Origin of the sequence: Sphingosinicella sp. BN140058, assembly GCF_004135585.1 — a bacterium.
In the GTDB taxonomy this organism is placed as follows: domain Bacteria; phylum Pseudomonadota; class Alphaproteobacteria; order Sphingomonadales; family Sphingomonadaceae; genus Allosphingosinicella.
The window spans coordinates 5378642-5403991 of the sequence record NZ_CP035501.1; the positions used below are offsets into that span (position 1 = coordinate 5378642).

The 25350-nt window shown below is 65.9% G+C and carries 25 protein-coding genes and 1 tRNA gene; 11 read left to right on the forward strand and 15 right to left on the reverse strand.

All coding sequences use genetic code 11. The features are described 5' to 3' along the window. Nucleotides 1-298 precede the first annotated feature (298 nt). Nucleotides 299-1720, forward strand: coding sequence for an ATP-binding protein (locus ETR14_RS24410; protein WP_129390211.1), 1422 nt, complete (start codon nucleotides 299-301; stop codon nucleotides 1718-1720). Between the two features lie 3 nt (nucleotides 1721-1723). Here ETR14_RS24410 and ETR14_RS24415 read toward each other — a convergent pair whose 3' ends face one another. From ETR14_RS24415 to ETR14_RS24455, 9 genes are all read right to left on the reverse strand, one after another. Further along, nucleotides 1724-2965: a class I SAM-dependent methyltransferase gene (locus tag ETR14_RS24415; protein WP_371416839.1), complete on the reverse strand. Its 1242-nt coding sequence runs from the start codon at nucleotides 2963-2965 to the stop codon at nucleotides 1724-1726. A gap of 182 nt (nucleotides 2966-3147) precedes the next feature. Beyond that, a complete protein-coding gene (locus ETR14_RS24420) occupies nucleotides 3148-3762 on the reverse strand; it encodes a TIGR02281 family clan AA aspartic protease (protein ID WP_243455672.1) in 615 nt (204 codons plus the stop codon). Next, nucleotides 3759-4523, reverse strand: coding sequence for an MBL fold metallo-hydrolase (locus ETR14_RS24425; protein ID WP_129390218.1), 765 nt, complete (start codon nucleotides 4521-4523; stop codon nucleotides 3759-3761). Before ETR14_RS24425 ends, ETR14_RS24420 begins: the two co-directional genes overlap by 4 nt. Next, nucleotides 4523-5296 (reverse strand): TatD family hydrolase, encoded by a 774-nt coding sequence (locus tag ETR14_RS24430; RefSeq protein WP_129390221.1) that lies wholly within the window; start codon nucleotides 5294-5296, stop codon nucleotides 4523-4525. The genes ETR14_RS24425 and ETR14_RS24430 overlap by 1 nt, the downstream gene beginning before the upstream one ends. Nucleotide 5297: 1 nt before the next feature. Continuing rightward, the gene (gene metG, locus ETR14_RS24435) at nucleotides 5298-6854 is read right to left on the reverse strand and encodes a methionine--tRNA ligase (protein ID WP_129390224.1); all 1557 of its coding nucleotides are present in this window, start codon (nucleotides 6852-6854) and stop codon (nucleotides 5298-5300) included. Between the two features lie 50 nt (nucleotides 6855-6904). Beyond that, on the reverse strand, nucleotides 6905-7903 hold the full coding sequence (locus ETR14_RS24440; RefSeq protein WP_129390227.1) for a DNA polymerase III subunit delta': 999 nt from the start codon (nucleotides 7901-7903) through the stop codon (nucleotides 6905-6907). A 31-nt stretch (nucleotides 7904-7934) separates the two neighbouring features. After that, the gene (gene tmk, locus ETR14_RS24445; RefSeq protein WP_129390230.1) at nucleotides 7935-8561 is read right to left on the reverse strand and encodes a dTMP kinase; all 627 of its coding nucleotides are present in this window, start codon (nucleotides 8559-8561) and stop codon (nucleotides 7935-7937) included. 48 nt (nucleotides 8562-8609) lie between these two features. Next, nucleotides 8610-9782: a D-alanyl-D-alanine carboxypeptidase family protein gene (locus ETR14_RS24450; protein WP_129390233.1), complete on the reverse strand. Its 1173-nt coding sequence runs from the start codon at nucleotides 9780-9782 to the stop codon at nucleotides 8610-8612. An 87-nt stretch (nucleotides 9783-9869) separates the two neighbouring features. Further along, the gene (locus ETR14_RS24455; RefSeq protein ID WP_129390236.1) at nucleotides 9870-10919 is read right to left on the reverse strand and encodes a lytic transglycosylase domain-containing protein; all 1050 of its coding nucleotides are present in this window, start codon (nucleotides 10917-10919) and stop codon (nucleotides 9870-9872) included. 108 nt (nucleotides 10920-11027) lie between these two features. Between ETR14_RS24455 and ETR14_RS24460 the strand changes: the two genes are divergently transcribed. The 9 genes from ETR14_RS24460 (at nucleotide 11028) to ETR14_RS24495 (ending at nucleotide 17604) form a co-directional block, all read left to right on the forward strand. Next, a tRNA-Ser gene (locus ETR14_RS24460) sits at nucleotides 11028-11117 on the forward strand. A 131-nt stretch (nucleotides 11118-11248) separates the two neighbouring features. After that, nucleotides 11249-11434, forward strand: a complete 186-nt coding sequence (locus ETR14_RS24465; RefSeq protein ID WP_129390239.1) for a hypothetical protein — start codon at nucleotides 11249-11251, stop codon at nucleotides 11432-11434. Between the two features lie 83 nt (nucleotides 11435-11517). Continuing rightward, nucleotides 11518-11784, forward strand: a complete 267-nt coding sequence (locus tag ETR14_RS24470) for a hypothetical protein (RefSeq protein ID WP_129390242.1) — start codon at nucleotides 11518-11520, stop codon at nucleotides 11782-11784. Continuing rightward, nucleotides 11750-13033 carry a lipopolysaccharide assembly protein LapB gene (locus tag ETR14_RS24475; RefSeq protein WP_129390245.1) on the forward strand — a complete coding sequence of 428 codons (1284 nt, stop codon included), beginning with the start codon at nucleotides 11750-11752 and terminating at the stop codon, nucleotides 13031-13033. Before ETR14_RS24470 ends, ETR14_RS24475 begins: the two co-directional genes overlap by 35 nt. A 61-nt stretch (nucleotides 13034-13094) precedes the next feature. Then, a complete protein-coding gene (locus ETR14_RS24480; RefSeq protein ID WP_129390248.1) occupies nucleotides 13095-14285 on the forward strand; it encodes an acyl-CoA dehydrogenase in 1191 nt (396 codons plus the stop codon). Beyond that, nucleotides 14285-15415, forward strand: a complete 1131-nt coding sequence (locus tag ETR14_RS24485; protein WP_129390251.1) for a CaiB/BaiF CoA-transferase family protein — start codon at nucleotides 14285-14287, stop codon at nucleotides 15413-15415. The genes ETR14_RS24480 and ETR14_RS24485 overlap by 1 nt, the downstream gene beginning before the upstream one ends. Before the next feature lie 56 nt (nucleotides 15416-15471). Further along, nucleotides 15472-15900 (forward strand): NUDIX hydrolase, encoded by a 429-nt coding sequence (locus tag ETR14_RS29445; RefSeq protein WP_243455673.1) that lies wholly within the window; start codon nucleotides 15472-15474, stop codon nucleotides 15898-15900. Between the two features lie 47 nt (nucleotides 15901-15947). Beyond that, on the forward strand, nucleotides 15948-16592 hold the full coding sequence (locus tag ETR14_RS29450) for a DUF47 domain-containing protein (protein WP_243455674.1): 645 nt from the start codon (nucleotides 15948-15950) through the stop codon (nucleotides 16590-16592). A gap of 7 nt (nucleotides 16593-16599) precedes the next feature. Continuing rightward, nucleotides 16600-17604 carry an inorganic phosphate transporter gene (locus ETR14_RS24495; RefSeq protein ID WP_129390253.1) on the forward strand — a complete coding sequence of 335 codons (1005 nt, stop codon included), beginning with the start codon at nucleotides 16600-16602 and terminating at the stop codon, nucleotides 17602-17604. A gap of 15 nt (nucleotides 17605-17619) precedes the next feature. Here ETR14_RS24495 and ETR14_RS24500 read toward each other — a convergent pair whose 3' ends face one another. Continuing rightward, the gene (locus tag ETR14_RS24500; RefSeq protein WP_129390256.1) at nucleotides 17620-19035 is read right to left on the reverse strand and encodes a methyl-accepting chemotaxis protein; all 1416 of its coding nucleotides are present in this window, start codon (nucleotides 19033-19035) and stop codon (nucleotides 17620-17622) included. A gap of 108 nt (nucleotides 19036-19143) precedes the next feature. Between ETR14_RS24500 and ETR14_RS24505 the strand changes: the two genes are divergently transcribed. After that, entirely contained in the window at nucleotides 19144-20322 is a 1179-nt protein-coding gene (locus ETR14_RS24505; protein ID WP_129390259.1) for a VWA domain-containing protein, read from the forward strand. 5 nt (nucleotides 20323-20327) lie between these two features. On the opposite strand, the gene ETR14_RS24510 is transcribed toward ETR14_RS24505, so the two are convergent. From ETR14_RS24510 to ETR14_RS24530, 5 genes are all read right to left on the reverse strand, one after another. Beyond that, complete coding sequence (locus ETR14_RS24510; RefSeq protein WP_129390262.1) at nucleotides 20328-20618, reverse strand: carboxypeptidase-like regulatory domain-containing protein; 291 nt, start codon at nucleotides 20616-20618, stop codon at nucleotides 20328-20330. After that, entirely contained in the window at nucleotides 20588-21478 is an 891-nt protein-coding gene (locus tag ETR14_RS24515; protein WP_129390265.1) for a serine protease, read from the reverse strand. Before ETR14_RS24515 ends, ETR14_RS24510 begins: the two co-directional genes overlap by 31 nt. Before the next feature lie 54 nt (nucleotides 21479-21532). Next, nucleotides 21533-23398, reverse strand: a complete 1866-nt coding sequence (locus ETR14_RS24520) for a S8 family peptidase (protein WP_206185907.1) — start codon at nucleotides 23396-23398, stop codon at nucleotides 21533-21535. Between the two features lie 106 nt (nucleotides 23399-23504). Continuing rightward, nucleotides 23505-24707, reverse strand: a complete 1203-nt coding sequence (locus ETR14_RS24525; RefSeq protein WP_129390268.1) for an exo-beta-N-acetylmuramidase NamZ domain-containing protein — start codon at nucleotides 24705-24707, stop codon at nucleotides 23505-23507. Beyond that, a complete protein-coding gene (locus ETR14_RS24530; protein WP_129390271.1) occupies nucleotides 24704-25348 on the reverse strand; it encodes a DOMON-like domain-containing protein in 645 nt (214 codons plus the stop codon). Before ETR14_RS24530 ends, ETR14_RS24525 begins: the two co-directional genes overlap by 4 nt. Between the last annotated feature and the right edge of the window lie 2 nt (nucleotides 25349-25350).

A 25350-nucleotide genomic window follows, 5' to 3' on the forward strand; every position in this document is an offset into this window, starting at 1 on the left:
CATCTGCGGGATGTCCGATCGCGATCGGAGGAGCCCCACCTCCGCTGAACGTAAGTGCGATAATATACATTATGTAAAATGTGGGTTGATGGTCGCGGTGGCTGTTTCACCCGCAGCGGTGACCCGGTCGTCATCCTGGCCGAAGGCGCTGGGCCGAAACACCATACTTTTCAGGGAAATTACGGAGTTGCGGCTTCAGACTTGCTTGTAGTCTCGATCGTAGGCGCGAGGAACCTCCGCTCTTGTCGCGGCAGGTCGATGCCGGATCGAGGGCAAATCGCCGAGGGAATTCTCTGCCATGGTCAATCGAGGATGGACGCGCTTCATCGCCAGCCGTGGCGAAAAGCTGTCGATCCTGATCGCGGCCGGCCTGCTCGCCTGTCTGTCGCTCCGCTACGAGCTTTTCGAGCAGCTGATCGCGTTCAGCGCCACGCATGAAGCCTGGGAGCTGGACGAGATCTTCGTGGTCGTCTTCTTCGCCGGCCTGTGCTCGACGGCGCTGCTGATCCTTCGGGCACGCGATCTTCGGCGCGAAGTCGCAGCGCGGATGACGTTCGAGGCTGCCGAGCATGATCGCGTTCAGCGCGAACGCGACCGGCTTCACAACCTGTTCGAGCAGAGCCCGAGCTTCATGGCGATCTCCTACGGTGCCGATCACAGGTTCGAGTTCGTCAACTCCGCCTACGAGACGCTCGTGCAACGGCCTCGCGAGCGGCTGATCGGGCGCACGGTGGCCGACGTGTTTCCGGCCGTGCTGCGGATCGGCATCATTCCGATCATGGACGACGTGTTTCGAACGGGAACGCCCTTCTCGGCCCGGCATGTCCGGATCAATCTCGCCGAGGATTACGAGGACCCGCAGTTCGAGCGCGTGATCAACTGGGTCTGCCACCCCTATCGGAACTCCGACGGCGCCATCGTCGGTCTGTTCAGCGAAGGTACCGACATCACCGAGCAGATCGCAGCCGAAGAGCAGGTTCGCCGCCTCACCTCGGAACTGATCCATGTCGCGCGGGTCAGCGCGATGGGCACAATGGCATCGACGCTGGCGCACGAACTCAACCAGCCCCTCACCGCCATCACCAACTACGCGGCCACCGCGGAGATCGTCTGCAAACAGCGTGAGGTGGCTGAGGACGATCCGCTGTTCGCAGCGCTGAGCGCGATCAAGGGTGCGAGCTTGCGCGCCGGCGACATCATCCGCCGCCTCCGCCGAATGTGCGCGCGCGAGACCGCCAAGACCCAGCCGGTGCGGGTCGCCGATCTCGTCGACGACGCCTTGAAGCTCGCCTTGATCAACTTCGCCGAACGCCGACCGACGGTCCGGGTGTCCGTGCCCCCTTCCCTTCATGTGCTCGCCGATCCGATCCAGATTCAGCAGGTGCTGGTAAACCTCGTCCGCAACGCCGCCGAAGCGATGGCCGATGCGCCGGTCCGGTCCCTGCGGTTGACGGCGGAGGCGACCGGCGCCCTGGCCGAAATCTCCGTGAGCGATAGTGGGCCGGGCCTCTCCAGGGACGCGCTCGGACGGTTGTTCGAGCCGTTCACGACGACGAAAGCCGATGGCATGGGTATCGGGCTGTCGATCTCGCGCACGATCGTCGAATCGCATGGCGGCCGGATCTCCGCCAGCAATGCGCCGGAGGGCGGCTGCACCTTCCGGTTCAGCCTCAGACTCGCCAATCAGAGGGCGCATGCAGAAGCCGAGGCCGCAGACTGACCCTCAGGCTTCCAGCGCCTCCGCCGATGGCCGCTGGCCGAGCCGGCGCTCTTCCTCGATCATGTAATCGCGGGTGAGCGGCAGCGCCCAACGGCTGCGGGCGAACTGGATCTGGAAGTTGCACAGGCCGCCATATCGAAAGGCGGCAGCGGCGCCGGCCAGGTAATATTGCCACATTCGGAAGAAGCGCGGATCATAGAGCGCCTCGATCTCCGCACGGTGTTCCTCCGCGCGGCGGTACCAATGTTCCAGCGTCAACGCATAATGGACGCGGAGCACCTCGACGTCCGTCGCCATCAGGCGCGTGCTCTGACTCACCTCAAGGATCTCCGACAGGGACGGCGAGTAACCACCTGGAAAGATGTACTTTCTCGTCCAGGCATCGGTCGTGCCCGGAGCGCCGTAGCGGCCGATCGTGTGCAGCAGCATGACGCCGTCCTCGGTCAGCAGCTCACGGCATTTGCGGAAGAAACCCTCATATTGCGGCGGGCCGACATGCTCGAACATGCCGACCGACACGATCCGGTCGAACGGACCTTCGACGTCGCGATAATCGCGCAGCTCGAAGCGCACCCGGTCGGCGACGCCAGCCTCCTCGGCACGGCGGCGGGCGACGGCCAGTTGCTCTTCGGAAAGGGTGATACCCAGCACGTCGACGTCGGCGACGCGGTTGAGATACAGCGCCATGCCGCCCCAGCCGCAGCCGATGTCGAGCACCCGCTGCCCGGGACGCAGGTGCAGCTTGGCAGCAATGTGCGCCTTTTTCGCCGCCTGTGCAGCGTCGAGCGTGGTCTCCTCCGACGGAAAATAGGCGCAGCTATATTGCCGGTCCGGATCGAGGAAGAGCTCGTAGAGCCTGCCCGAGAGATCGTAATGATGGGCGACGTTGCGGCGCGAGCGTGAGCGCCAGTTGAGCCGATCGACACGCGCCTTGAGGCCGCTCCGCTTCAGCCAGTTTCGCTTCCGACCGCGCTGCTCCCATTGCGCATTGCCCTTGATCAGGGTCACGAGATCGATGATCTCGCCGCGCTCGACGATCAGGCGTCCGTCCATATAGGCTTCGCCCGCCCCCAATGCCGGGTCCCTGAGGATCTGGCGGGTGACGCGCGCGTCCGCGAAACGGATGGTGACCGAGGGAAACGCCTCATCGGGGGCGCCGATCGCATGCGGCCGGCCGCGATGATCGATGATCAGCAATTCGCCCCGCCGGATCAGGCGGCGGAGATGCCCCACCAACAGAAAGATCGGAGAAGGCCGCCAGGCCGGGGCCCGGCCGGGCTGCTGGGACGCGCCATGTCGAACTTGTTGGTCCATGATCCACCTGAACAGGAAGCCACATCTTCGCGCTCTCGCAAACGCGTTCGCTTCGTATCACCAAAGCCGGGGCCTGCCACCCTCTTCCGCGCCACCCAGCCGGTCGGCGGGCCTCAGGGCTTCAAGATCAGCCACTCACCCTCGACGCCCCAGGCCGACAGCGAAGACAGGAAGTTCATCCCGAGCACGTTCATCGTTCCGAAGGCCTCGGAAACGTGGACCGGCAGATCCTGCCGCACGATCGCGCCGACCTGAAGCTTCGCGATGCGCCCGCGCTGCGCCTGGACGATGCCGTTCGCGGTATCGACCACCACCGGAAGGTCGCTCGACGCGCCGATGCCCGCCCGCGCGGCGGTTGCCGCCGAGAGGCTGGTCACGGTGGCGCCGCTGTCGACCAGGAACCGCACGTCCTCTCCATTGACGCGGGCCGTCACCCAGAAATGTCCGTCCAGCGATTTGCGGATTCGAAGCGCGCGTCCGGCGGCGACCTGGGCCTCGCCGCCGCGCTCGTTCAGCACGCGTTTGCCGAGCGCGGTGAAGTCGTCCTTGAGAGTGAAGGCGACGAATAGGGCGAGGAAGATCAGCACCCACGCCCCGGCCATCTTCAACCCTTGCGCGATCGGTATCCGGCGGACCAGCAAGGCGCTGCCGACGAGGACCAGACAGCCGAGCAGGTAGAGGAAGCTGAGCGCGTCATCCCCGTTGGCGGCCGCCGCGTGCAAGGTCACAGAGTGATTTCCTGCCCGTCATAGGCCGGCTCCACCCCGTCGGGCAGTTCCGCCACCAGCCGGTCATAATCCATGCTGTTGTCCATGTGGGTGAGCAGGGTGCGCTTCGGCTTGAGCTGCGCGACCCAGTCCAGCACCTGGCTGAGATGGGGATGGGTCGGGTGCGGACGGCGGCGCAGCGCGTCGACGATCCACACATCGGCATCTTCCAGCCGATACGCCATCTGATCGGTCATCTCGTTGAAATCGGTCGTGTAGACGATCGTCGCGCCGCCGGCGTCGAAGCGCAAGCCGGCGCTGTGGATGCTGCCGTGCGGCAGGTCCACGGTCTGCACCGAGATTCCGTTGATGTTGAGGTGATCGGGCAGCACATTGCCTTCCACCACCGGCGGGTAGCCCCCCTTGCCGTCGAACGCGTAGGCGAAGCGGCTCTGGATCACCTCCAGCGTGTCCGCTCGCGCATAGCCGACCACCGGACGCCGTTGCGCGTGATAGAGCTGCCGAAGGTCGTCGATGCCATGGCAATGATCGGCGTGATCGTGCGTCCAGATCACCGCGTCGACACCCGACACCTGTGCGTCGAGCAATTGCTCGCGAAGATCGGGCCCGGTGTCGACCAGGATCGAGGCGCGCTCGTGGCGGACGAGGATCGAGACACGGCGACGGCGGTTGCGCGGCTGCCTGGGATCGCACTCACCCCAATCGTTGCCGACCCGGGGCACGCCCGACGACGTGCCGCAGCCCAGGATGCGAACGTCCATCAGACTGCCTTCGAAAACAGGGTGCGGAAGTTGGCGCTGGTCCGTTCCGCCAGGCTCTCCAGCGTCTCGCCGCGAAGCGCCGCGAGGAAGCGCGCGGTATCGGCGACGTAAGCGGGCTCGCACGGACGGCCGCGATGCGGCACCGGCGCCAGGAACGGCGAATCGGTCTCGATCAGCAGCCGATCGGCGGGCAGGTCCTTAGCAGTGGCCTGCAGATCCCTGGCATTCTTGAAGGTCACGATGCCGGAGATCGAAATATAGAGGCCGAGCGCGAGCGCCTTGGCGGCGAAATCGGCGCTTGCGGTAAAGCAGTGGATGACGCCGGTGAAGGCCCCCTTCCCCATCTCCTCGGCAAGGATCTGGTGGGTGTCGTCCTCGGCTTCCCGGGTGTGGACGATGATCGGAAGCCCGGTCTCCCGCGACGCCGCGAGATGGGCGCGAAAGCTCGCCCGCTGACGTTCGCGGTCGGAATGGTCGTAATGATAATCGAGGCCGCTCTCGCCGATGCCGACCACGCGCGAGTGCGCGGCACGCTCGACCAGCAGCTTCGTGTCGACGTCGGCATGCGCATCCGCCTCGTGCGGATGGATGCCGACCGACGCCCAGACGTCGGGCTCGCGCGCGGCGACGGCGATCACCTCGTCCCATTCCGAACGCCGAGTGGAGATGTTGACCATGGCGGAGACGCCCGCCGACCGCGCGCGCGCGATCACCGCATCCTGCTCCTCGACCAGGCCTTTGTAGTTGAGGTGGCAATGACTATCGATGAACATCTTATTCCGCCGGTGCCTCGAGCCTCGGGAAGATCGGCGTCGGCGGCTGCAGCACAAAGCCGGACGCCGCCAGACGCGCATAGCGCTCGGGATCGGCGAGCGCCGCAAGGCTCCGCTCCTCGGCCGGGATCCCCATCTGATCGAGCAACTTCGCCGCCGAGGAGGGAATGATCGGCGTGATCGCGACCGCAAGATCGGCGATCGCCTGGTAGAGGGTGCCGAGAACCGCCAGCATTCGCTCCGGATCGGTCTTGCGCAGCGTCCAGGGCGCCTGGGCGTCGATATATTGGTTGCAGGCGAAGACGGCGCGGAGCCACGCCTCGATCCCCTGGGCAAGCGCGAGATCGCCGAAGGCGGCGGGCACTTCGTCCTGGACGGTGCGCCGCACGAGATCGAGCAGTTCGTCGTCGGCCGCTTCCCGTCGGCCGCCGGTCGGCAGCCGGCCGCCGCAATTCTTGGCGATGAACGACAAGGTGCGCTGCGCCAGATTGCCGAAACTGTTCGAAAGATCGGCATTGACCCGGGTCACGATCGCCTCGGCGCTGTAGCTGCCGTCCTGACCGAAGGTGACGTCACGCAGCAGGAAGTAGCGCAGCGGATCGACGCCGAAGCGATCGGCGAGTTCGAGCGGATCGACGACGTTGCCGACCGACTTGGACATCTTCTCGCCGCGATGGAGGAGGAAGCCGTGACCGAACACCTGCCGCGGCAAGGGCAGACCGGCGGACATCAGGAACGCCGGCCAGTAGACGGCGTGAAAGCGGACGATGTCCTTGCCGATGATGTGCAGATCCGCTGGCCAGAACTTGCGATAAGTCTCTGAACCATTAGGATATCCGACGCCGGTCAGATAATTGGTGAGAGCGTCGACCCAGACGTACATGACGTGGCCTTCGGCACCGGGAACCTTAACGCCCCAGTCGAAGCTGGTGCGTGAGACCGAAAGATCCGAAAGCCCGCCTTCGACGAAGCGCATGACCTCGTTGCGCCGCGCCTCCGGACGGATGAAATCAGGCTGGCCGCGGTAGAGCTGAAGCAGCCGGTCCTGATAGGCGGACAGGCGGAAGAACCAGCTTTCCTCCACCGTCCACTCGACCGGTGTGCCCTGCGGCGACAGACGGGCACCGCCTTCGCCGTCGACCAGTTCCTTCTCGTCGTAAAAGGCTTCGTCGCGGACCGAATACCAGCCTTCGTAGCGGCCGAGATAGATGTCGCCCCGATCCGCCATCGCCTGCCAGATCGCCTGGCTTGCGCGGTGGTGATCGGCTTCGGTGGTGCGGATGAAGCGATCGAACGAGATCTCAAGCCTCTCATCCATGGCACGGAAAAGAGACGACATTTCAGCGGCCAGCTCCGCTGGCGTGATGCCGCGGTCGCGCGCGGTCTGCGCCATCTTCAGGCCATGCTCGTCGGTTCCGGTCATGAAGAAGACGTCGCGCCCCGCGAGGCGCTGGAAACGGGCGATCGCGTCGGCGGCGATCGCCTCGTAGGCGTGCCCGATGTGCGGGGCGCCATTGGGGTAGCTGATCGCGGTGGTGATGTAGAAAGGGTCGACCATGACTCGCGCCTTAGCGACAGACTGCCGAATGCGGTAGAGTGCGTGGACCTTTAGCCCCGGGCGAAGCGCGGCGACGTGTCGTCGGCGAGCGCGGCAAGCATTCCCGAGAGTTCGAAGACGACGCTTTCGGGCTCCAGCGACAGCCCGCGAGCGCTGGACGCGAGCGACTGGGCGCGTTCCCACAGCCGGATCGACTCGGCTAGCGCCGCGCCCCGCCGGCTGCGCGCGATTGCGGCGATCAGCGAAGGCGCCCGCGCCAGGAACGCCTCGTACCGGGGCTGTGCCGATTTGAGTGCCAGGCTCTGGGCCAGCGCCACCCGCCGCGCATTGGTCGGATCCCCTTCCCGCGTGATCGTCTCCATCGCGCGGTCGAGGCCGGCGATATCGAGCCCGCGAAATGCCATCGCCCGGCCCGGCGAGCCCTGGCCGGCGGTGACCAGATCGGCGATCTCGGCATCGTCGGCGTCGGGCACGGCGGAACGCAGCGCCGCCGCCATTGCGTCCGTCTCCAGCGGCGACAGGCGCAGCAGCCGGCACCGTGAACGGATCGTCGGCAGCAGCCGCTCGGGCGCGTGGCTGACCAGCAGGAACAGGCTATGCGACGGGGGCTCTTCGAGATTCTTGAGCAAGGCATTGGCCGCGTTGCGCTCGAGGTCGTCGATCGAATCGATGATCACCACCCGCCACGGCGACAGCGACGCCGTCGTCGAGAACAGGCGCTGGAGGCCGCGCACCTGATCGACGCTGATCGAGCGGGCAAGCTCGCCGGTGGCGCTGCTGTCCTTGGCAAGGCGCTCAAGAACCATCAGGTCCGGATGCGAGCCGGCCGCCATCAATTTCGCGGCAGGATGGACGTCCGGAACGTCGAGGCCGGGAGCATCGATCGCCCCCTGCCCGCCGGCGAGTACGCGCAGCCCGGCCTTGGCCGCGAAAGTCGCCTTGCCGATGCCCTGGACGCCGGTGATCAGCCAGGCATGATGGAGACGCCCGCGGTCGAGGCTGTCGCGAAAGAAGGCGACGGCGGGATCATGACCGTAAAGCGGGATCATCGGCTGCCGCTCGCAAGGGTGGAGGGCCGGCTCACAGCAGGTCCTTGATCGCGCCCAGCAGCCGCTCGGTCACCTGATCGACGTCGCCCTGCGCATCGATCCGGCGGAACCGATCGGGCTCGGCCTCGGCAAGCGCCGAGAAGGCGGCGGCGACGTCGGCATGATAGTCGTCGCCGCGGCCGCCGATGCGATCGGAGCCGCCGGCGTCGCGCACGCTGAGGCGCCTGGCCGCATCGGCGGCGCCGAGTTCGAGCAACAAGGTTCGGTGGGGAAGGAAGCCGCGGCTGCCGACCGCGTGCAAGGACCGGATCGCCTCGACACCGAGGCCGCCGGCGCCGCCCTGATAGGCGAGCGAACTGTCGAGGAAGCGATCGCACAGCACCCAGGCGCCGCGGGCGAGCGCCGGCCGGATCGTGCGGGCGACATGGTCGGCGCGCGCGGCGGCGAACAGCAACGCCTCCGCTTCAGGGGTCCAGCGCTCGTCCGCGCCTTCGAGCAGGAGGCGGCGGATCGCTTCTGCGCCCGGGCTGCCGCCGGGCTCGCGAGTCTCGACCACTTCGAGCCCGCGTTCGCGCAGCCTTTCAACGAGCCGCCGCAGCTGGGTCGACTTGCCCACCCCTTCGCCGCCTTCGAGCGTGATGAACCGGGCCGCGGTCATCCGCTGCGGCCGGCGCGGGGCTCTCCATTCATCATCCTGCACAGCGCCTCAGGCGAAGAGCGAGGCGAGCCCCGCCCAGATCCGCCCGAAGAAACCCGCCTCGCCGACATCCTTGTCGGCGACCAGCGGCATGGTCTGCGGCGGCGTGTCTCCGCTCTGCACGACGAGTTGGGCGATCTGCTGGTCCTTCTTGATCGGCGCCTTGATCGGGCCGTCATAGGCGACCTTGACCTTGATCTTGCCGCTGACGACGCCGGCGGGAACCGTGACCGCCAGATCGCGCGGCGCGACCAGGCCGACGCTGTCGTCGCCGCCGAGCTGCACCTTGGCGTCCGCGACCTTTTCGCCCGACTTGAACAAAGGCTGCGCCTTCCAGGCGCGGAAGCCCCAATCCATGAACTTGACCGATTCCTCGATCCGCTGATTGAAGCTCGAAAGCCCGGCGACCACCATGATGATCCGCCGGCCGTTTTGGATGGCGGAGCCGGTGAAGCCGTAGCCTGCCTCTTCCGTATGGCCCGTCTTGAGCCCGTCGGCGCCCTGGATCCGGCCCAGGATGGGGTTGCGATTGGCCTGCGTGATCGCCTGGCCCGAGCCGAGCGTCTTCCCCCAAGTGAAGTTCTGCAGCTCGTAATAGCGTTTGTAGAGATCCGGCGTCGATTCGATCGTCGCCTCGGCGAGCCTCGCGAGATCGCGGGCGGTCGTGTAGGTTACACCTTCGTCGGGCCAGCCGTTCGAATTGCCGAAATGCGAATTGGTCATGCCGAGGCGCTTGGCTTCCTCGTTCATCAGCGCCGCAAACGCTTCCTCGGTGCCGGCGATGCATTCGGCAAGCGCGACGCTGGCGTCGTTCCCCGACAGGGTGACGATCCCCTTCAGCAGATTGTCGACGCTGACCTGCTCGCCGGGCGACAGGAACATGGTCGAGCCGGCCGCCGGCCCATGCCATTTCTGCCACGTCTCCGGCCGCACCGTGCACATCTGGTCCTGCTTCAGATCGCCCTTCTTGAGCAGATTGAGCGCGATGTGGCTGGTCATCATCTTGGCCATCGATGCCGGCGGCATGCGAAGGTCGGCATTCTTCTGGTAGAGCACCGCGCCCGAGGAAAGATCGAGCATGAAGGCAACCTGCGCCGCCGTCTCGAAAGGCGGCGCTGCAGCGCTTGCCGGGAGCGAGATGGCGGCTCCAAAAGCCAGGATGATGAGAGCGTTACGCTTCATGGCTAAGACAGGTTCCCCGGTATTGATGGCAGGCTTTGCAGCGCGATGGCGTCGATCTTAACGTCAGTGGCCGCGCTTCGCCAGCGTTCAGCGCGACACCGCATCGGCGAGCAGGCCCACCGACAAGGCGTAGAAGTTCGAGCAATTATAATCGAGAATCGTGCGGTAATTGGTGGTGAGCAGATAGGCAGTCTGCCCGGGGCCATCCGGCTCGAGCAACGAGGCGAGCTCGGTATCGCGCGGCCAGGCGCTGCCTTCGAGAACGATGCCCATCCGCCGCCACTCGCCGATCGTCATCCAGCGCGTGTGGCGCTCGTGCACGCGCTGGCAGCGCGGCGACGTGACGCGCGCGCGCAGCGCAGAGCGATCGAAGCCGGCCGGAACGCGCACGGCGACGCCCCAAGGCGTATTCGGCTTCCACCCCGCATTGCTGAGATAATTGGCGATCGAGGCGAGCGCGTCCGCCTGGCTCTGCCAGATGTCGGCATGGCCGTCACCGTCGCCGTCGGCTGCGACCCGCAGATAGACCGAGGGCAGGAATTGCGGATAGCCGGTCGCCCCGGCCCAGCTCCCCTTGAGGCGGCTGCGCGGAACGCCGCGATCGATCATCTTGAGCGCAGCGATGAATTCGGAAGAGAAGAGATCGCGCCGGCGTCCCTCGTACGACAGGGTCGCGAGCGAATTGAGCAGATCGAAATCTCCGGTCACGGCGCCGTAGCTGGTCTCATGGCCCCAGATCGCGACGAGAACCGATGGCGTGACGCCATAGCGGCGGCCGATCTCCTGCAGGCGCGGCAGATTGTTGGCGTAGCGACGCGCGCCGCCGCTGACCAAAGCCGGGTTGACGTGGCGCTGGCGATAGGGCGCGAACGGCGGCGTCGAAGCGGAGCCGGCAGTGCCCCCCGGCTGCGCCTGATCAAGCTCGATGGTGCGGGCGCTGAACACCAGCGTCGGAAAGATCTGCTCGACCGTGCGGCGGCTGACGCCTTCGCGCAGCGCCTGTGCCCGCAGCTCCGGGAGATAAGCGCTGAAGCCCGCAGCGGTGTAGCCGGCCGTCTGTGCCTGCGCCGGCGCGCTGCCTGCCAGGGGCAGGGCGCATGCAAGCGCCACCGCTGCCGTTTTCGTGAGAATACGCATGAACATGCCTCCGGTTGACCTCTCTGCCACAGCCTTCGAAGCTTCGAAACTTCCGACTGCCGCGCCGCTTGCACGAGCGGCCTTAACCAGCATAGAGGCAAAATCGACGGATGGGTGGCCGAGTGGTTTAAGGCAGCGGTCTTGAAAACCGCCGTAGGTGGAAGCCTACCGTGGGTTCGAATCCCACCCCATCCGCCAATCGCGACGAACTCTGGTTCCGCATCGCGCCGCCTGCGAGCATCACAGGTTAAGGCACTCTCTTTCCAGTAGCGCTACCGCTGGGGCGCACTCGAGTGGAGAAGAGTTCCGTGGATCGTCCAAGCCTTGTCGTGCGCGCGTTCGAGCTGGCGCGTTCCGGCCGCTGTCGCAGCGTGCAGGATCTGAAGTCGCAGCTCAGGAGCGAGCGCTACGGCGCCGGGGAAATCCAGGCCCATCTCGAAGGCCGGCTCACCGTATCGCAGCTCAAGAGCGCGATCGCCGACGCCGCCGCGAATCGGCAGGCGCCGGCCTCCTGACCGAAGTCGGCGCGACTCATCCGCCTTGCACGGCCGCATGAGCCCGATTAGCCTCTGCCAAGTTATTGGAGAGGGGCCCGATAATGACGAAGCGGAAATTGGCCGGCATGGCGGCCTTGCTGTTGGCATGCCTTGCGACGACGCCTGCGGTGGCGGCATGGAAGAAGGCCGAGAGCGAGAATTTCATTCTCTACGGTCAGGTCGGCGAAGATAAGCTGCGCGCGAAGATCGCATTGCTTGAAGACTATAACAGCTTCCTGCGAAGCCTGACCGGCGTCCAGGATCCACCCTCTCCGAACAAACTTCGTCTACCTGGTGCGCGGCCCCGGCGACCTCAAGACGGTGCGTGACCTGGGGCCCAATGTCGGCGGTTTCTATTCGGCGTCTTCGGCCGGGATCGCTGCCTTCGTGGACGAGAAGGCCGACAATTGGGACGACGCGGACAATCATGTCCTGTTTCACGAGATCGCCCATCACTTCATGATGCAATATCGCCCGACAGCCTACCCGCCCTGGTATGTCGAAGGCTTCGCCGAATATGTGATGACCGCCCGCTTCAAGCCGAAAACGATCGAATATGGCTGGCCAGCGCAAGGGCGGGCGGCATGGCTTGGCCAGACCCGATGGCTGCCGGTCGAGAAGATCCTGTTCGCGCGCCCGCCGCGCAAGGGGCCGGACACGGCGTCTTTTTACGCGCAGAGCTGGCTGATCGCCCATTACATGCTTCGCGATGCCGAGCGCGGGACCAAATTCAGGGCCTATATCAATGCGCTGGTCCATGGCGAGGAGCCGAAGGCGGCATTCACGGCGCAGTTCGGCGACATCGATGCGTTCGGGCGAGCGGTTCAAGCCTATGCCCGTAAAGGCATGACCTACACCACCCGCACCCGCGCGAGCGCGGCGGTACCGCCGCCGGTGACGATGTCGACCCTGCCCGGATCCGCCGACGCTCTCCTGCTGCGCGAGGCGGCGATGCACATCGGCGTTGGAGACGAGAACGCTCCGCAACATCTCGCCCGCATACGCGCCGAGGCCGCAAAGTTCGCATCGGACCCTTATGCGAAGCGAGTGCTGGCCGAGGCCGAGATCCTCTACGGCGATCGGGAAAAAGGTGCGAAACTCGCCGACGAATTGCTAGGGGCGACGCCGTCCGACGTCGAACTCCTGTATCTGCGCGGCATGCGCCATGTCCTCGACGCCCGCGCCGCCGAGGATGATGCCGTACCCGCCTACAAGGCGGCGCGAGGCTGGTTCGTCCGGGCGCACAAGGCCGATCCAAATCATTTCCCGACTCTGGCGCGCTACGCGGAGAGCCTGCGCACCGACGGCCGGTTCGACAGCGACAACACGATGGAGATCGTCCTGCTGGCTCAGCAACTGGCGCCGCAGGTTGACGAGATCAGCATGCTGGCGGCAAGCCTGATGATCATGCGCGGACATTTTTCGGAAGCGGAAGCGATGCTGCTTCCGCTCGCCTCGTCGCCGCATGACGAAGGCCTGGCCACGGCGGCAAGCGCGATGCTCCGGCAGGCGCGGGCGAAGAGCAAGAGCCCCCTGCCCGACGGCGACGAGCCGGCGGTCGAAACGGCTTCACAGTAGACATCCCGCCTTCGACACGCGAAGGGGTGCAGCAATCCATCCTTTCCTTCGAGGAACGCGAATGTCCGACACCGCCATTGGCCGCTTCGACTGGGCCGATCCCTTTGCGCTCGACGCGCAGCTTTCCGACGAGGAGCGGCTCGTCCGCGACACGGCGGAGGGCTATGCCCAGGAACGCCTGCAGCCGCGCGTCACCGAGGCGTATCTTCACGAGAATTTCGACCGCGACATCATGTCGGAAATGGGCGCGCTTGGCCTGCTCGGCGCAACGGTGCCGACGGAATATGGCGGCGCCGGGCTCAACTACGTCAGCTACGGCCTCGTCGCCCGCGCCGTCGAGCGGGTCGACAGCGGCTATCGCTCGGCCATGTCGGTGCAGTCGTCGCTGGTCATGCACCCGATCAACGCCTACGGTTCGGAAGCACAGAAGCAGAAATATCTGCCCAAGCTCGCGAGCGGCGAATGGGTCGGCTGCTTCGGCCTCACCGAGCCCGATGCCGGATCGGACCCGGGATCAATGCGGACCCGGGCAGCCAGGATCGACGGCGGCTATCGGTTGAGCGGCGCCAAGATGTGGATCACCAACTCGCCGATCGCGGACGTGTTCGTGGTCTGGGCCAAGTCCGATGCCCATGACGGCGCCATCCGCGGCTTCATTCTCGAAAAGGGCATGCCCGGGCTCTCAGCGCCCAAGATCGGGCAGAAATTGTCGCTGCGCGCCTCGATCACCGGCGAGATCGTGATGGACGGCGTCGAAGTGCCTGAGGAAAATTTGCTGCCCGACGTCAGCGGCCTCAAGGGCCCCTTCGGGTGCCTCAACCGCGCGCGCTACGGAATTGCCTGGGGCGCGATGGGCGCGGCCGAGGCATGCTTCCACGCGGCGCGGACCTACACGCTCGATCGAAAGCAGTTCGGCCGCCCGCTCGCCGCCACCCAATTGGTTCAGATGAAGCTGGCCAACATGATCACCGAGATCACGCTGGGCCTCCAGGCGGCGCTGCGCGTCGGCCGGCGGATGGACGAGGGCGAACTCATCCCCGACACGATCAGCCTGATCAAGCGCAACAATGTCGGCAAGGCGCTCGACATTGCGCGAGTCGCCCGGGACATGCACGGCGGCAACGGCATTTCCGCCGAATTCCAGGTGATGCGCCATGCCGCCAATCTGGAAACGGTCAACACCTATGAAGGCACGCACGACGTCCATGGCCTGATCCTCGGCCGCGCCATCACCGGCCATTCCGCCTTCTGATGGACAAGCCGCTTTCCGGCCTGCGAGTTCTCGAGCTCGCGCGGATCCTCGCCGGGCCCTGGGCCGGCCAGTTGCTGGCCGATCTCGGCGCCGAGGTGGTCAAGGTCGAGCGGCCGGGCAGCGGCGACGATACGCGCAGTTGGGGCCCGCCCTTCGTCCCTGGCGAAGGCAGCGCCGCCTATTTCCACAGCTGCAACCGCGGCAAGAGATCGCTCGCGATCGATTTCGAGAGCCGCGAGGGCCGGGAGCAGGTCCGCGCGCTGGCGGCCGAGGCCGATATCCTGATCGAGAATTTCAAGGTCGGCGGCCTTGCCAAATACGGGCTCGACTACGAGTCCGTCTCGGCGCTCAACCCGCGGATCATCTATTGCTCGATCACCGGCTTCGGCCAGGACGGGCCCTATGCGCCGCGCGCCGGCTACGATTTCATGATCCAGGGAATGGGCGGGATCATGGACCTGACCGGCGACCCCGCCGGCGAGCCGCAGAAGATCGGTGTCGCGTTCGCCGACATCTTCACCGGCGTCTATGCCTCGAACGCGATCCTCGCGGCCCTTCATGGCCGCGCCGCCGAGGGGCGCGGCTGTCACATCGACATGGCGCTGCTCGACACCCAGGTCGCGGTGCTCGCCAATCAGGCGATGAACTATCTGGTCTCGGGCGAGACGCCGAAGCGGCTCGGCAATGCCCACCCGAACATCGCGCCGTACCAGACGTTCCAGGTGCGGGACGGCTGGGTGATCATCGCCGTCGGCAATGACGGGCAGTTTCGCCGATTGTGCGTGCTGCTCGGCCAGACCGGGATCGCCGACGATCCGCGCTTCGCCTCCAACGCCCAGCGGGTCGGCCATCGGGACGCGCTTGCGGCGGCGCTCGGCCCGGCCCTGCTTCAGCGCGGCAAGGACGAACTCCTCGCCGCGCTGGCGGCGTCGGGCGTTCCTGCCGGCCCGATCAACTCGGTCGCCGAAGTGTTCGCCGATCCGCAGGTAATCGCACGCGGTCTTCGTCTCGATCTCGGCGGCATTCCTTCCGTCGCATCGCCGATCGTCATCGACGGAAAGCGCCAGGTCGCCGATCGCGCCAGTCCGCCGCTTGCATCGTCGCCGGTGGAGGACCGCGCAGCCGATTGACCGTTATTCGAAGCGGACGGATCGTTACGCCCGGCTTTTTGTTGCATGACGAGACGATGACTGGAGAGGATTCGTTGGCCGTCCAATATGGAGTGGTACCGCTGCGGGTCGAGGCGGGAGCGCTGAGGGTGCTCCTGATCACGTCCCGCGAGACTCGTCGCTGGGTGGTGCCGCGCGGCAACCCGATCGGCGGCCTGTCGCCGGCGGCGTCCGCCGCCCAGGAAGCTTATGAGGAAGCGGGCGTCCGCGGCACCATCGCGCCGGATCCGCTCGGCAGCTATCGCTACGACAAGAAGCGCAAGAACGGCAGCGTCGTGCCGACGCACGTCCAATTGTTCGAGATGCGCGTAATCGAGGAACTCGCCACGTGGCCCGAGGCACGTGAGCGCGAGCGGCGCTGGTTCGCGCCGGCGGACGCCGCCGAAATCGTCGACGAACCCGATCTCAAGCAACTTCTCCGCCGGCTCGAGGGCGGCTTTTGCTAAGCTCCGGCGCCTCTGCTAGGCGCGCGCACAATCAACGGGGATAATTCATGTTCAAGGCATTCCAGCGGCTGATGCCCAAGGAAGAACGTTTCTTCGATCTGTTCGCGCAGCATGCGGAAACGATCGTCGCCGGCGCCGACGCGATGGTTCGGATGTTCAAGGGCGAGACGCCGGTCGCAGAATCCTGCGCGGCCATCGGCGCGCACGAGAACCGTGCCGACGACGTCACCCGCGACGTCATCGTCGCGGTGCGCCGCTCGTTCATCACCCCCTTCGATCGCAGCGCGATCACCGGCCTCATTTCGTCGATGGACGATGCTGTGGACGAAATGTGGCAGACCGCCAAGGCGATCACCCTCTACGAAGTGTCGAGCTTCGAACCCCAGATGCGCGAGATCGCCGGCCTTGCCGCCGACGCGGCGCGCCTGGTTGCGGAAGCGGTGCCTCTGCTCCGCAACATCGGCAAGAATGCCGCGCAACTCCATGAGCTGACCGAGAAGATCGTCCACCTCGAAGGCCGTGCGGACGATCTGCACGAGCAGGGGCTGAAAGCGCTCTACCAGGCGAATGCAACGACGACGCCGATGGTCTTCTTCGTCGGCCGTGAAGTCTACAGCCATCTGGAGCGGGTACTCGATCGGCTGGAGGACGTCGCCGACGAGATCCAGGGCATCGTGATCGATCACGCTTGAGCGGACGATGACAGCCACCCTCGCCTTTCCGCTGCTCGTCGCGTTGATCGCGATCGCGCTCGCCTTCGACTTCATCAACGGTCTCCACGACGCCGCCAATTCGATCGCAACCGTGGTCTCGACACGAGTCCTCTCGCCGCAGCTGGCGGTGCTGTGGGCCGCGTTCTTCAACTTCATCGCCTTCCTGTTCTTCGGCCTCCACGTCGCCGAGACGATCGGCAAGGGCATCATCGACGCGAGCATCATCGATCCGGCGGTGATCTTCGCCGCTCTGACCGGCGCGATCGCGTGGAACGTGATCACCTGGGCGCTCGGCATTCCTTCGTCGTCGAGCCACGCGCTGATCGGCGGCCTGCTCGGCGCCGGGATCACCAAGGCCGGAACCGCGGTCGTCGTCGCCTCGGGCGTGATCAAGACCACCGTCGCGATCTTCCTGTCGCCGATCCTCGGCATGATCGTCGCGATCCTGCTCGTCGCGCTGACCTCCTGGATCGTCCGCCCGGTTCCCGCCAAGACCGCCGATCGCGCCTTCCGCCGGCTGCAACTGCTCTCGGCGGCGGCCTATTCGCTCGGCCACGGCGCCAACGATGCGCAGAAGACGATGGGTATCATCACCGTCCTGCTCTATTCGCAAGGCTATCTCGGCGGCGAATTCCATGTGCCCTTGTGGGTGGTGCTGTCGGCGCAGACCGCGATGGGGCTCGGCACCTTGATGGGCGGCTGGCGGATCGTGCACACGATGGGATCGAAGATCACGCGGCTGACCCCGCACCAGGGTTTCTGCGCCGAAACGGGCGGTGCGATCATGCTGTTCTCGGCGACCTCGCTCGGCGTTCCGGTGTCGACCACCCATACCATCACCGGCGCGATCATGGGCGTCGGTGCGGCCCGGCGTGCCTCGGCGGTGCGGTGGGGCGTCGCGGGCAACATCGTCGTCGCCTGGGTGCTGACCTTGCCGGCGGCCGGCATCATCGCCGCGCTGACCTTCGCGGCGACGCGGCTGTTCCGCTGATCCGGCGCGTTTCCGCTATTCCAGCCGCATCGCCTCGTCGCGATAGGCGAGCTCGAAATTGCCGTAGCGGCGTCCGTTGACGCGGAGCGGCACGAAGACGTTCTTGACCGGCAGGTAGCGTCCGTCGCCGAGGTAGATGCGGTAGGTGACCAGCATCGCTTCCTTGTCGCTTTCGATGGCGCGGCGGGTGGCGTCGTCGAGCATGTTGCGGCGATTGCGGCAATGCTTGATGTTCCAGGCGACGTCCGGCCCCTGCGGGTGCGAGCGGTCGGTGACATGGGTCGGCAGGTAGCCGTTGATGTCGCTCACGACGCAGCCGATGTAGCGCGGATCCTCGGCGCTCACCCGATCGAGGATCGGCCGGATGTGGAGATCGGCCCAGTCGTTGAAGCGGGTGTTGAACTGAACCGGATCGGTGCCCGGAATCGGCACATAGTCGAAGTCGAACATGTCGTCAGTCGCGATCTCGCCGCGGGAGACCGCGCCCTCCATCAGCGCGGTGAGCTCGCGATTGACCTGCTGGGCCCGCTCGATGAAGCGCGTGTCGTCGATCCGAACGCCGCAGCTGGCGAGGCGATCGAGCATGTCGCCCGAGAGCCGCTCGAGCTGGCTCAGGCGTTCGTGCGCGGAGTGCAGCTGTCCGCCATTTTCGCGCGCATCGGCGGCGAAGTTGGACAGGCCCGATTTCACCCGATCGACGCTTTGCTGGATAAGGCTGGTCGACTGGGCGATCCCGTCCGTCTGGCGATCGACCATGGCGACGATGTCGGCGACGTCGCGGACCGTGGTGGTGATCGCCGCAAAGCCGCTCTGCGCCTCGCGGCTGCGTTCGACCCCGGTCTCGATCTCGCTGGTCACCGCTTCCGCCTCGTGGGTGAGCGAGGCGACGGTGGCCGCGATCTCGCTGGTGGCGGCACGGGTGTCGTGCGCGAGCTTCTTCACCTCGGCGGCGACCACTGCGAAGCTGCGCCCAGCCTCCCCCGCCCGAGCGGCCTCGATGGTCGCATTAAGCGCGAGCATGTTGGTCTTGTAGGCAATGCCTTCGATGCTGCTCGAGACCTTCTGCACGCGGCTCATCGCGTCGGCGAAGCCGGCCATGCGTTCGCCGAGCTGGACGACGAGTTCGGTAAGGCCGCTGAAGATGGTGATCGTATCCTCGATCGCCGCCCGGCCCTGACCGAGCTTGTCGCGCGCCTGTTCGGCGAGGATGCGGGCCTCGTCGGTCGATTCGGCGACCCGCGCCTGGTCGAGCAGAAGCCGGCTGGTCACTTCCTCGAGCGTGTCGAGGGTGCGCAGATTGGACGAGATTCGTTCGGAAACCCCGGCGACATAGCCCGATACGTCGCTGCACTCGATCGCCAGCGAGCCGCAATTGCGAGCGACGATGTTGATGGCGTTGCCATCCGGCGCCTCGATCGCAGAACTTGCCACAGGTCCCCCTTCACTTCCGGTTCGGCGGCAGCTTAAGCGGGAGACGTTGAAAGCTCGTTAACCAGCGAATGGCTGGCGTACGACAAGGACCGGCCGTAGACAGGCGCAATGTTCTTCTCCTTCGTCGACGAGCTCCGCGCCGCAGGCATTCCGGCCTCGCTCAAGGAACATCTCATCCTGCTCGAAGCGCTGCAGGCGGAGGTGATCGCGTCGCGTCCGGAGGATTTCTACTATCTCGCACGCGCCACCTTCGTGAAGGACGAGAGCCTGCTCGATCGATTTGACCAGGTGTTCGGCAAGGTCTTCAAGGGGTTGGAGGCCGATTACGGACCCGACGCCCAGCCGGTGCCCGAGGAATGGCTGCGCAAGGTGGCCGAACTCTATCTGACGCCCGAACAGATGGAGGAAATCCGGTCGCTCGGATCGTGGGACGAGATCATGGAAACGCTGAAGAAGCGGCTGGAGGAGCAGAAGGAACGGCACCAGGGTGGCAGCAAATGGATCGGCACCGGCGGCACCTCGCCGTTCGGCCATGGCGGCTACAATCCCGAAGGCGTGCGGATCGGCGGCGAAGGAAGGCACGGCCGGGCGCTCAAGGTGTGGGACAAACGCGAGTTCCGGAACCTGGACGGGAGCAAGGAGCTCGGCACCCGCAACATCAAGGTGGCGCTGCGCCGGCTGCGGCGGTTTGCCCGCGAAGGCGCCGCCGATGAGCTCGATCTGGACGGCACGATCGACGGCACCGCGCGCAAGGGCTGGCTCGACATTCGGATGCGGGCCGAGCGGCACAATGCCGTCAAGCTGCTGCTCTTCCTCGATGTCGGAGGATCGATGGATCCGCACATCCGGATCTGCGAGGAGCTGTTCTCGGCGGCGACGTCGGAATTCAAGAATCTCGAATTCTTCTATTTCCACAATTGCGTCTACGAGAGCGTCTGGAAGGACAATCGCCGCCGTTTCTCCGAGCGCACGCCGACTTGGGACGTGCTCCACAAGTTCGGACACGATTACAAGTTGGTCTTCGTCGGCGACGCGTCGATGAGCCCATACGAGATCAGCCACCCCGGCGGCTCCGTCGAACATTATAATGAAGAAGCTGGGGCGACATGGCTGCAGCGGATGGTGACCACCTATCCCTCCGCCGTGTGGCTGAACCCGACGTCGGAGCAATATTGGGGCTATTCCCAGTCCACGCAGATGGTGCGGCAGCTGATGCAGGATCGCATGTACGCACTCACCCTCGAGGGGCTGGACGCGGCGATGCGCACGCTCACCCGCAAGACGTGAGCGGCTCAGCCGTCGAGGATGATCTCGACCGCCCTGCTCGGCGCTTGCGGCGTGATCTCCAGCTCGATCGTGCCTTGCGCCTCTTCGGCATTGGCCTGCAGCCGGAAGCGGCCTTCCGGGAGCGCGACGTGAAAGCAGCCCGCTTCATCCGCGACGATACCGATTTCGGGCGTCGGCGCCGTTCCCCACGCCACCATGACGAACGCCCCCGCGGCCGGATCGCCGCCGGCGCGAAGCACGCGGCCGCGGATGAGGCGCGGACGGATCAGCTGCCGCTGCCGTCCTTGGCGACCCATTGCTTGATCAGCGTGATCACCTCCGGAATGATGCGAGGCGCCGAGTTGACGTCCTGGGGCACCGATGCCGGGACGGCGCCGCCCACGCCGTAAGCGTGAATCCCGACGACCTGGGGCGCGGCCCCTTCGCTCTGAATGATGAACACCGGAGCGCCGCTCTGCCCGCCCATTGTATCGACATCGTAGAAGACTCGCCTGGGCGTCAGCCCGCGGATGCGATTGCGCGCCCACCATTGCTGGCGTCCGCCTTTGTCGACCGGGTAGCCGCTGACGTTGACCTGGAAGTTCTGCAAGGTGGCGTCCGGCAGCGACGCCACGCCGAACCAGCCCACCTGACTGCCGAGCGCAACGTCGAGGTGGATCACCGCCATGTCGAAATCGGGATCCTGGGCGTTCAGCCACTGGTCCGTGGTCTCGAACCGCGTCGCGACGACCGATTGGAAGGGTTCCTGGCTGCCGCTGGCGCCGGGGGTGAGCGTGATCTTCGTCGCCCAACCTCCCATCGCATTGGGTTCGTAGACGCAATGCCCAGCGGTGATCACCGTCTTCGGCCCGACGAACCAGCCCGTTCCGACGAAATTGCCCCAGGGTCCCTCGATCGCCAGCGCGCAAATCATCCGCCAGGGCCAATTCTGCGTGTCGAGGATTTGGGTGCGCTCGTCGAGGCCGATGATCGATTCGAGCTTGACAGGCCCGTCGCCGGTGATCGGCTGATCACTGGGGCCGATGCGCAGGCGCTTCGGCGCCGGCATATCCGGCTGCGGCGCGCCGGGCACCTCGACGGTGATCACTTCGGTCGGCGACGCGATCGGCGGTTCCGCCGGTCCGCCATCAGGGTTGGCGACATCATTGGAGTCCATGGCCGTCTCCTCTCTCACCGCGGCCGCCGTCCGGAGGAACGGCGCCTCGCCGCATCACACCGATTGCAGGGCTCTCAGGATGTCGAGCATGCCCGCACCCTGAAAGTAGCGCTCGCGGCCGAGATCGGTCGCGGTGCCGCACAGGATCTCCTTGATCCGCTGCGGTCGTCCGGCCAGTTCCGCATTGCGCGCCATCAACATCGCCGCCGCACCGCTGACGTGCGGCGCCGCGAGGCTGGTGCCGTCGTCGGTGGTCAGGCCGACATCCGGAACCGGCCCGGTAATCTTCTCGCCCGGCGCGACCAGATCCGGCTTGCTCCGGCCATCGCCGGTCGGCCCTCGGCTGGAGAAATAGCTGACACCATATTGATGAGGGAAAGCCCGATGGGTGGCGCCGACGGTGATTACGCCCTCCGCATTCCCCGGATCGGTGATCGACGTGCTGTTGTAGCCGCCAAGCTCCGCCCCTCCCGCGAGCATGTAGCGCTCATGACCGCGATTGCCGGCGGCCGCGACCAGAACCACTCCGCTCGCCCAGGTCCGGTCGCATTCCTGACAGATGAGGGTGCTGCCGCAGGCATAAGAAGTCACGTCGTGGATCGTAGACAGGCTGAGGTTGGCGCCGTGGATCGTCCGCCGGTCGGCTTGGGCATTGAGGTAGCGGATCAGTTGCAGGGCGGCGACGACGTCGAATTCCTGCGAACTGCCGTCGGCACCGATCACGCGGAAGTCGTATAATTTGATGTCGGGGCAGATGCCCTGCATGCGGACGGTATACGGCGCCTGGTCGCCGCGCCAGTCGGCACCGAGAACTCCGGCGACCATAGTGCCGTGGCCGCGGCTCGGGGTCCCGGGGGCTTCGACCCAGAGGAACGGCTCGATCAGCCCCCAGTCGAGCTCGAAGCCGTTGTCCAGCCGATCGGCGAGCTGCCGGCCGAGGCGCGGTGCATCCGTATCCGCCATGCCGCGCAGCTTGAGGTTGAGCTGATAGCGCGCCTTGAGCGTCTGCTGCTCGGGTGTCAGCGCCGCGCCTTCGCGAAACAGGGAGGAGATGTAGCGGGGATCGAGCAATTGCTGGATCAGGGTTAGATCGTAGGTCCCGATCACGCGCGTGGGCCCCGGAGCGCCGGTCACCGGATCGTGGCTGGCGAAGGCCGGGTGGCTGCCGTCGATGCCGCTATCGATGATTGCCCAGGTTACGCTTGCGCAGGATACGTTGAACAGCAGCCGTGCGGCATCCGCCTTCACCGCAAGCGTCGACTGGGTGATGGCAGGCTCGGCGGGACGGTTGGTGGCGACGCGGCCGATCGTGATCGGAGGCAAGCTTTCCGTGTCGAAGGCGGCATGGCCGATCACCGCCTGTTCGGCCTTCGCCTCATCATCGGCATCGGGGGCATCGCCAGTTCCGACCAGGAACGCGACGACGTCCACCAGCCAATCGAGCCCGAGCGGAAGGGTGGATTTCGCCGCCGCCGCCTGATCTTCCTGGCTCGGTGCCGGCTGCGCGCTCGGCGCACCCGGATTGGCATGCTTGAACATCTGCTCGTGCCACCAATTGGTTCTCGGCAGCACGATCTGCAGCAATTCGTCGAGATAGAGGCTCGCCGCGACGACCCCCGGAAGGTGCACGATGCGGGCCGGCGGGCGTCCTGTCAGAGTGCGGGCTTCGTCGATCACCGGCCGCAGTTCCTGGGCGACCCGGCCGGCGAGCCCGCCATAAGACGGCGTGAGCAGAAGATCCTGGGGCTCGGCGAATGGATCGTCCGGCGTGTCGTAGGAGATCCAGACCTCGGGAAGGATCGGCGTGTCCTGCGTGAACCGCCGGGCGCCCTGCATCTCGAACAACAGGCTTCGGAGCACCGCTTCGCGGCGGCGCTTCTGTTCCAGCCGGGCGCGTGCCGGCCCGTTCTCCTGCGCCATTCGCCTGCCCCCCCACGGCTTTGCCAAGCTCGGGAGAAGGTCGCTCCAATCGAGGAACGGAGTCAACCAGGGACTGCAGGACTCGTCCGACTTGGAGGAGTCTCCTTCAGTAGAGGAGGTATGGCCTGCGCGCGTCCAGCCAGGCGTCTTCGTCTCCGGCCGTTAGGGCGTCGAGATCACCGGGCGCCGCGCCGGCATCGTCGACCCATTCGCGGAGCGCAGGTCCGCCGTTGATGACGTCGATGGCGAGCTTGCCGAATTCATATTCGTAAGGAAAGTCGCGCCAGAGATCGTAATTGGGCTGCAGCCGGCGGATCGCCTTGAACGCCAGCGCCTGCAGCCGCCAGGGGCGGAACGCCTGATGATCGTAGAAGCGCCCTTCGGGATGAATGTGGAGGCCGCTGCAGAGCTGGCCGACATGCTTGTGGAAAGTCGGCTCGAACGTGATGTCGCGAAGCGCGCATCCGGCCAGCCATTCGGGGGCCAGATGCTGCATTTCGCCGAGGATCGCACGGGCGTCGATATCGGGCGCTCCGAAGATCTCGAGCGGCCGGGTGGTGCCGCGTCCTTCGGATAGGGTCGTACCCTCCAGCATGACGGTGCCGGCATAGCTGCGCGCCATCGACAGATTGGGCGCGTTCGGGCTCGGGTTGATCCAGATTCGCTCGTCGAGCGGCCAGCCGTAGCCGGGCCCCTCCTCCGGCCGATAGCCGTCCATTTCGATCACGCGATAATCGACGTCCAGTTTGTAGACGTCGATGAACCAGCGGCCGAGCTCGCCCAGGGTCATGCCGTGCCGCATCGGCATCGGGCCGGCGCCGACGAAACTCTCCCAGCCGGGGCGAAGTGTCAGGCCTTCGATCGGGCGCCCGGCCGGGTTGGGACGATCGAGCACCCATACCGCCTTCTTGTGCTCCGCCGCGGCTTCGAGGACGTAGAGCAAGGTCGTGATGAAGGTGTAGATTCGGCAGCCGAGATCCTGCAGGTCGATCAGGATCGTGTCGAACGTTCCCATCGATTGGCCGGTCGGACGCCGCACTTCGCCATACAGACTGAACACCGGGATGTTGTGGACGGGATCGCTGTAATCCGGCGATTCCATCATGTTGTCCTGCTTGTCGCCGCGCAGGCCATGCTGCGGGCCGAACGCCGCGGTAAGCCGGATGCCTTCACAGGCGGCGAGCGCGTCGAGGCTGTGGCGAAGATCCTCGGTGACCGACGCCGGATGGGCGAGCAAGGCGACGCGCCGGTTTTCCAGCGGCGCGCGAAGGGAGCGATCGGCGAGCAGGCGGTCGATTCCGAATTTCATGCGGGTCTCGCTGGTGGAAGTTCGAGTTGAAAGCAATCCGGATGATGGAAATCCGGCTCGCCCGGCGGGTGTCTCAACGCCCAGTAAGAGCGGGTGCCGTTGCGCTCTTCGATGATTGCGGAAAGCCCAACGTGCCAGGGCTGATCGATCGGAAGCCGCGTCCGTTCCAGATCCGCTGTGGCGGTGAGCATGAAGAAGGGCGTGTCGAAGCGGTCGAACGGATCCACGCCCGCCGCTTCAAGCCCTGCCTTGTGCTGCGGGGCGAGCGGCACGTCGCGAATGTAGCTGCCGATCCCCGGCGGGTCGACCGCGGCCTCACGCGTCATGCCGGTCCGGTAATCCTCAAAATGATATGCGTTCCACTGTCCATCCGGGGCGAAATTGAATTCGAAATAGTCGACGCTGTCCCCGATCCGGACGAACGCCTCGAAGCAGGTGTGGCGCCAAAGCTCGTCCGCCCGGTCCTTGTGCGTCACGTGAAAGGGCGCTTCCAGCGCTCGCAGATTGCCGTTCGCGACATAGCGAAGCGCCAGACGCCGGGCACCGCGGCGACCGCCGAGCCGGGTGAGCTCGACTTCGATTCCGCGGAGGGCGCCGCAGGGCGACGCCGGATGACAGACGAGCGGCAAACTGAGCGGCATCC

Excerpts from the sequence above, each read along its gene's own strand:
- ETR14_RS24410 (WP_129390211.1), top strand. The coding sequence starts at position 299 with ATGGTCAATCGAGGATGGACGCGCTTCATCGCCAGCCGTGGCGAAAAG.
- ETR14_RS24425 (WP_129390218.1), bottom strand. The coding sequence starts at position 4,523 with ATGGACGTTCGCATCCTGGGCTGCGGCACGTCGTCGGGCGTGCCCCGG.
- ETR14_RS24430 (WP_129390221.1), bottom strand. The coding sequence starts at position 5,296 with ATGTTCATCGATAGTCATTGCCACCTCAACTACAAAGGCCTGGTCGAG.
- metG (WP_129390224.1), bottom strand. The coding sequence starts at position 6,854 with ATGGTCGACCCTTTCTACATCACCACCGCGATCAGCTACCCCAATGGC.
- ETR14_RS24440 (WP_129390227.1), bottom strand. The coding sequence starts at position 7,903 with ATGATCCCGCTTTACGGTCATGATCCCGCCGTCGCCTTCTTTCGCGAC.
- tmk (WP_129390230.1), bottom strand. The coding sequence starts at position 8,561 with ATGACCGCGGCCCGGTTCATCACGCTCGAAGGCGGCGAAGGGGTGGGC.
- ETR14_RS24450 (WP_129390233.1), bottom strand. The coding sequence starts at position 9,782 with ATGAAGCGTAACGCTCTCATCATCCTGGCTTTTGGAGCCGCCATCTCG.
- ETR14_RS24455 (WP_129390236.1), bottom strand. The coding sequence starts at position 10,919 with ATGCGTATTCTCACGAAAACGGCAGCGGTGGCGCTTGCATGCGCCCTG.
- ETR14_RS24470 (WP_129390242.1), top strand. The coding sequence starts at position 11,518 with ATGACGAAGCGGAAATTGGCCGGCATGGCGGCCTTGCTGTTGGCATGC.
- ETR14_RS24480 (WP_129390248.1), top strand. The coding sequence starts at position 13,095 with ATGTCCGACACCGCCATTGGCCGCTTCGACTGGGCCGATCCCTTTGCG.
- ETR14_RS24485 (WP_129390251.1), top strand. The coding sequence starts at position 14,285 with ATGGACAAGCCGCTTTCCGGCCTGCGAGTTCTCGAGCTCGCGCGGATC.
- ETR14_RS29445 (WP_243455673.1), top strand. The coding sequence starts at position 15,472 with ATGACTGGAGAGGATTCGTTGGCCGTCCAATATGGAGTGGTACCGCTG.
- ETR14_RS29450 (WP_243455674.1), top strand. The coding sequence starts at position 15,948 with ATGTTCAAGGCATTCCAGCGGCTGATGCCCAAGGAAGAACGTTTCTTC.
- ETR14_RS24495 (WP_129390253.1), top strand. The coding sequence starts at position 16,600 with ATGACAGCCACCCTCGCCTTTCCGCTGCTCGTCGCGTTGATCGCGATC.
- ETR14_RS24505 (WP_129390259.1), top strand. The coding sequence starts at position 19,144 with ATGTTCTTCTCCTTCGTCGACGAGCTCCGCGCCGCAGGCATTCCGGCC.
- ETR14_RS24510 (WP_129390262.1), bottom strand. The coding sequence starts at position 20,618 with ATGGGTCGCCAAGGACGGCAGCGGCAGCTGATCCGTCCGCGCCTCATC.
- ETR14_RS24515 (WP_129390265.1), bottom strand. The coding sequence starts at position 21,478 with ATGGACTCCAATGATGTCGCCAACCCTGATGGCGGACCGGCGGAACCG.
- ETR14_RS24520 (WP_206185907.1), bottom strand. The coding sequence starts at position 23,398 with ATGGCGCAGGAGAACGGGCCGGCACGCGCCCGGCTGGAACAGAAGCGC.
- ETR14_RS24525 (WP_129390268.1), bottom strand. The coding sequence starts at position 24,707 with ATGAAATTCGGAATCGACCGCCTGCTCGCCGATCGCTCCCTTCGCGCG.
- ETR14_RS24530 (WP_129390271.1), bottom strand. The coding sequence starts at position 25,348 with ATGCCGCTCAGTTTGCCGCTCGTCTGTCATCCGGCGTCGCCCTGCGGC.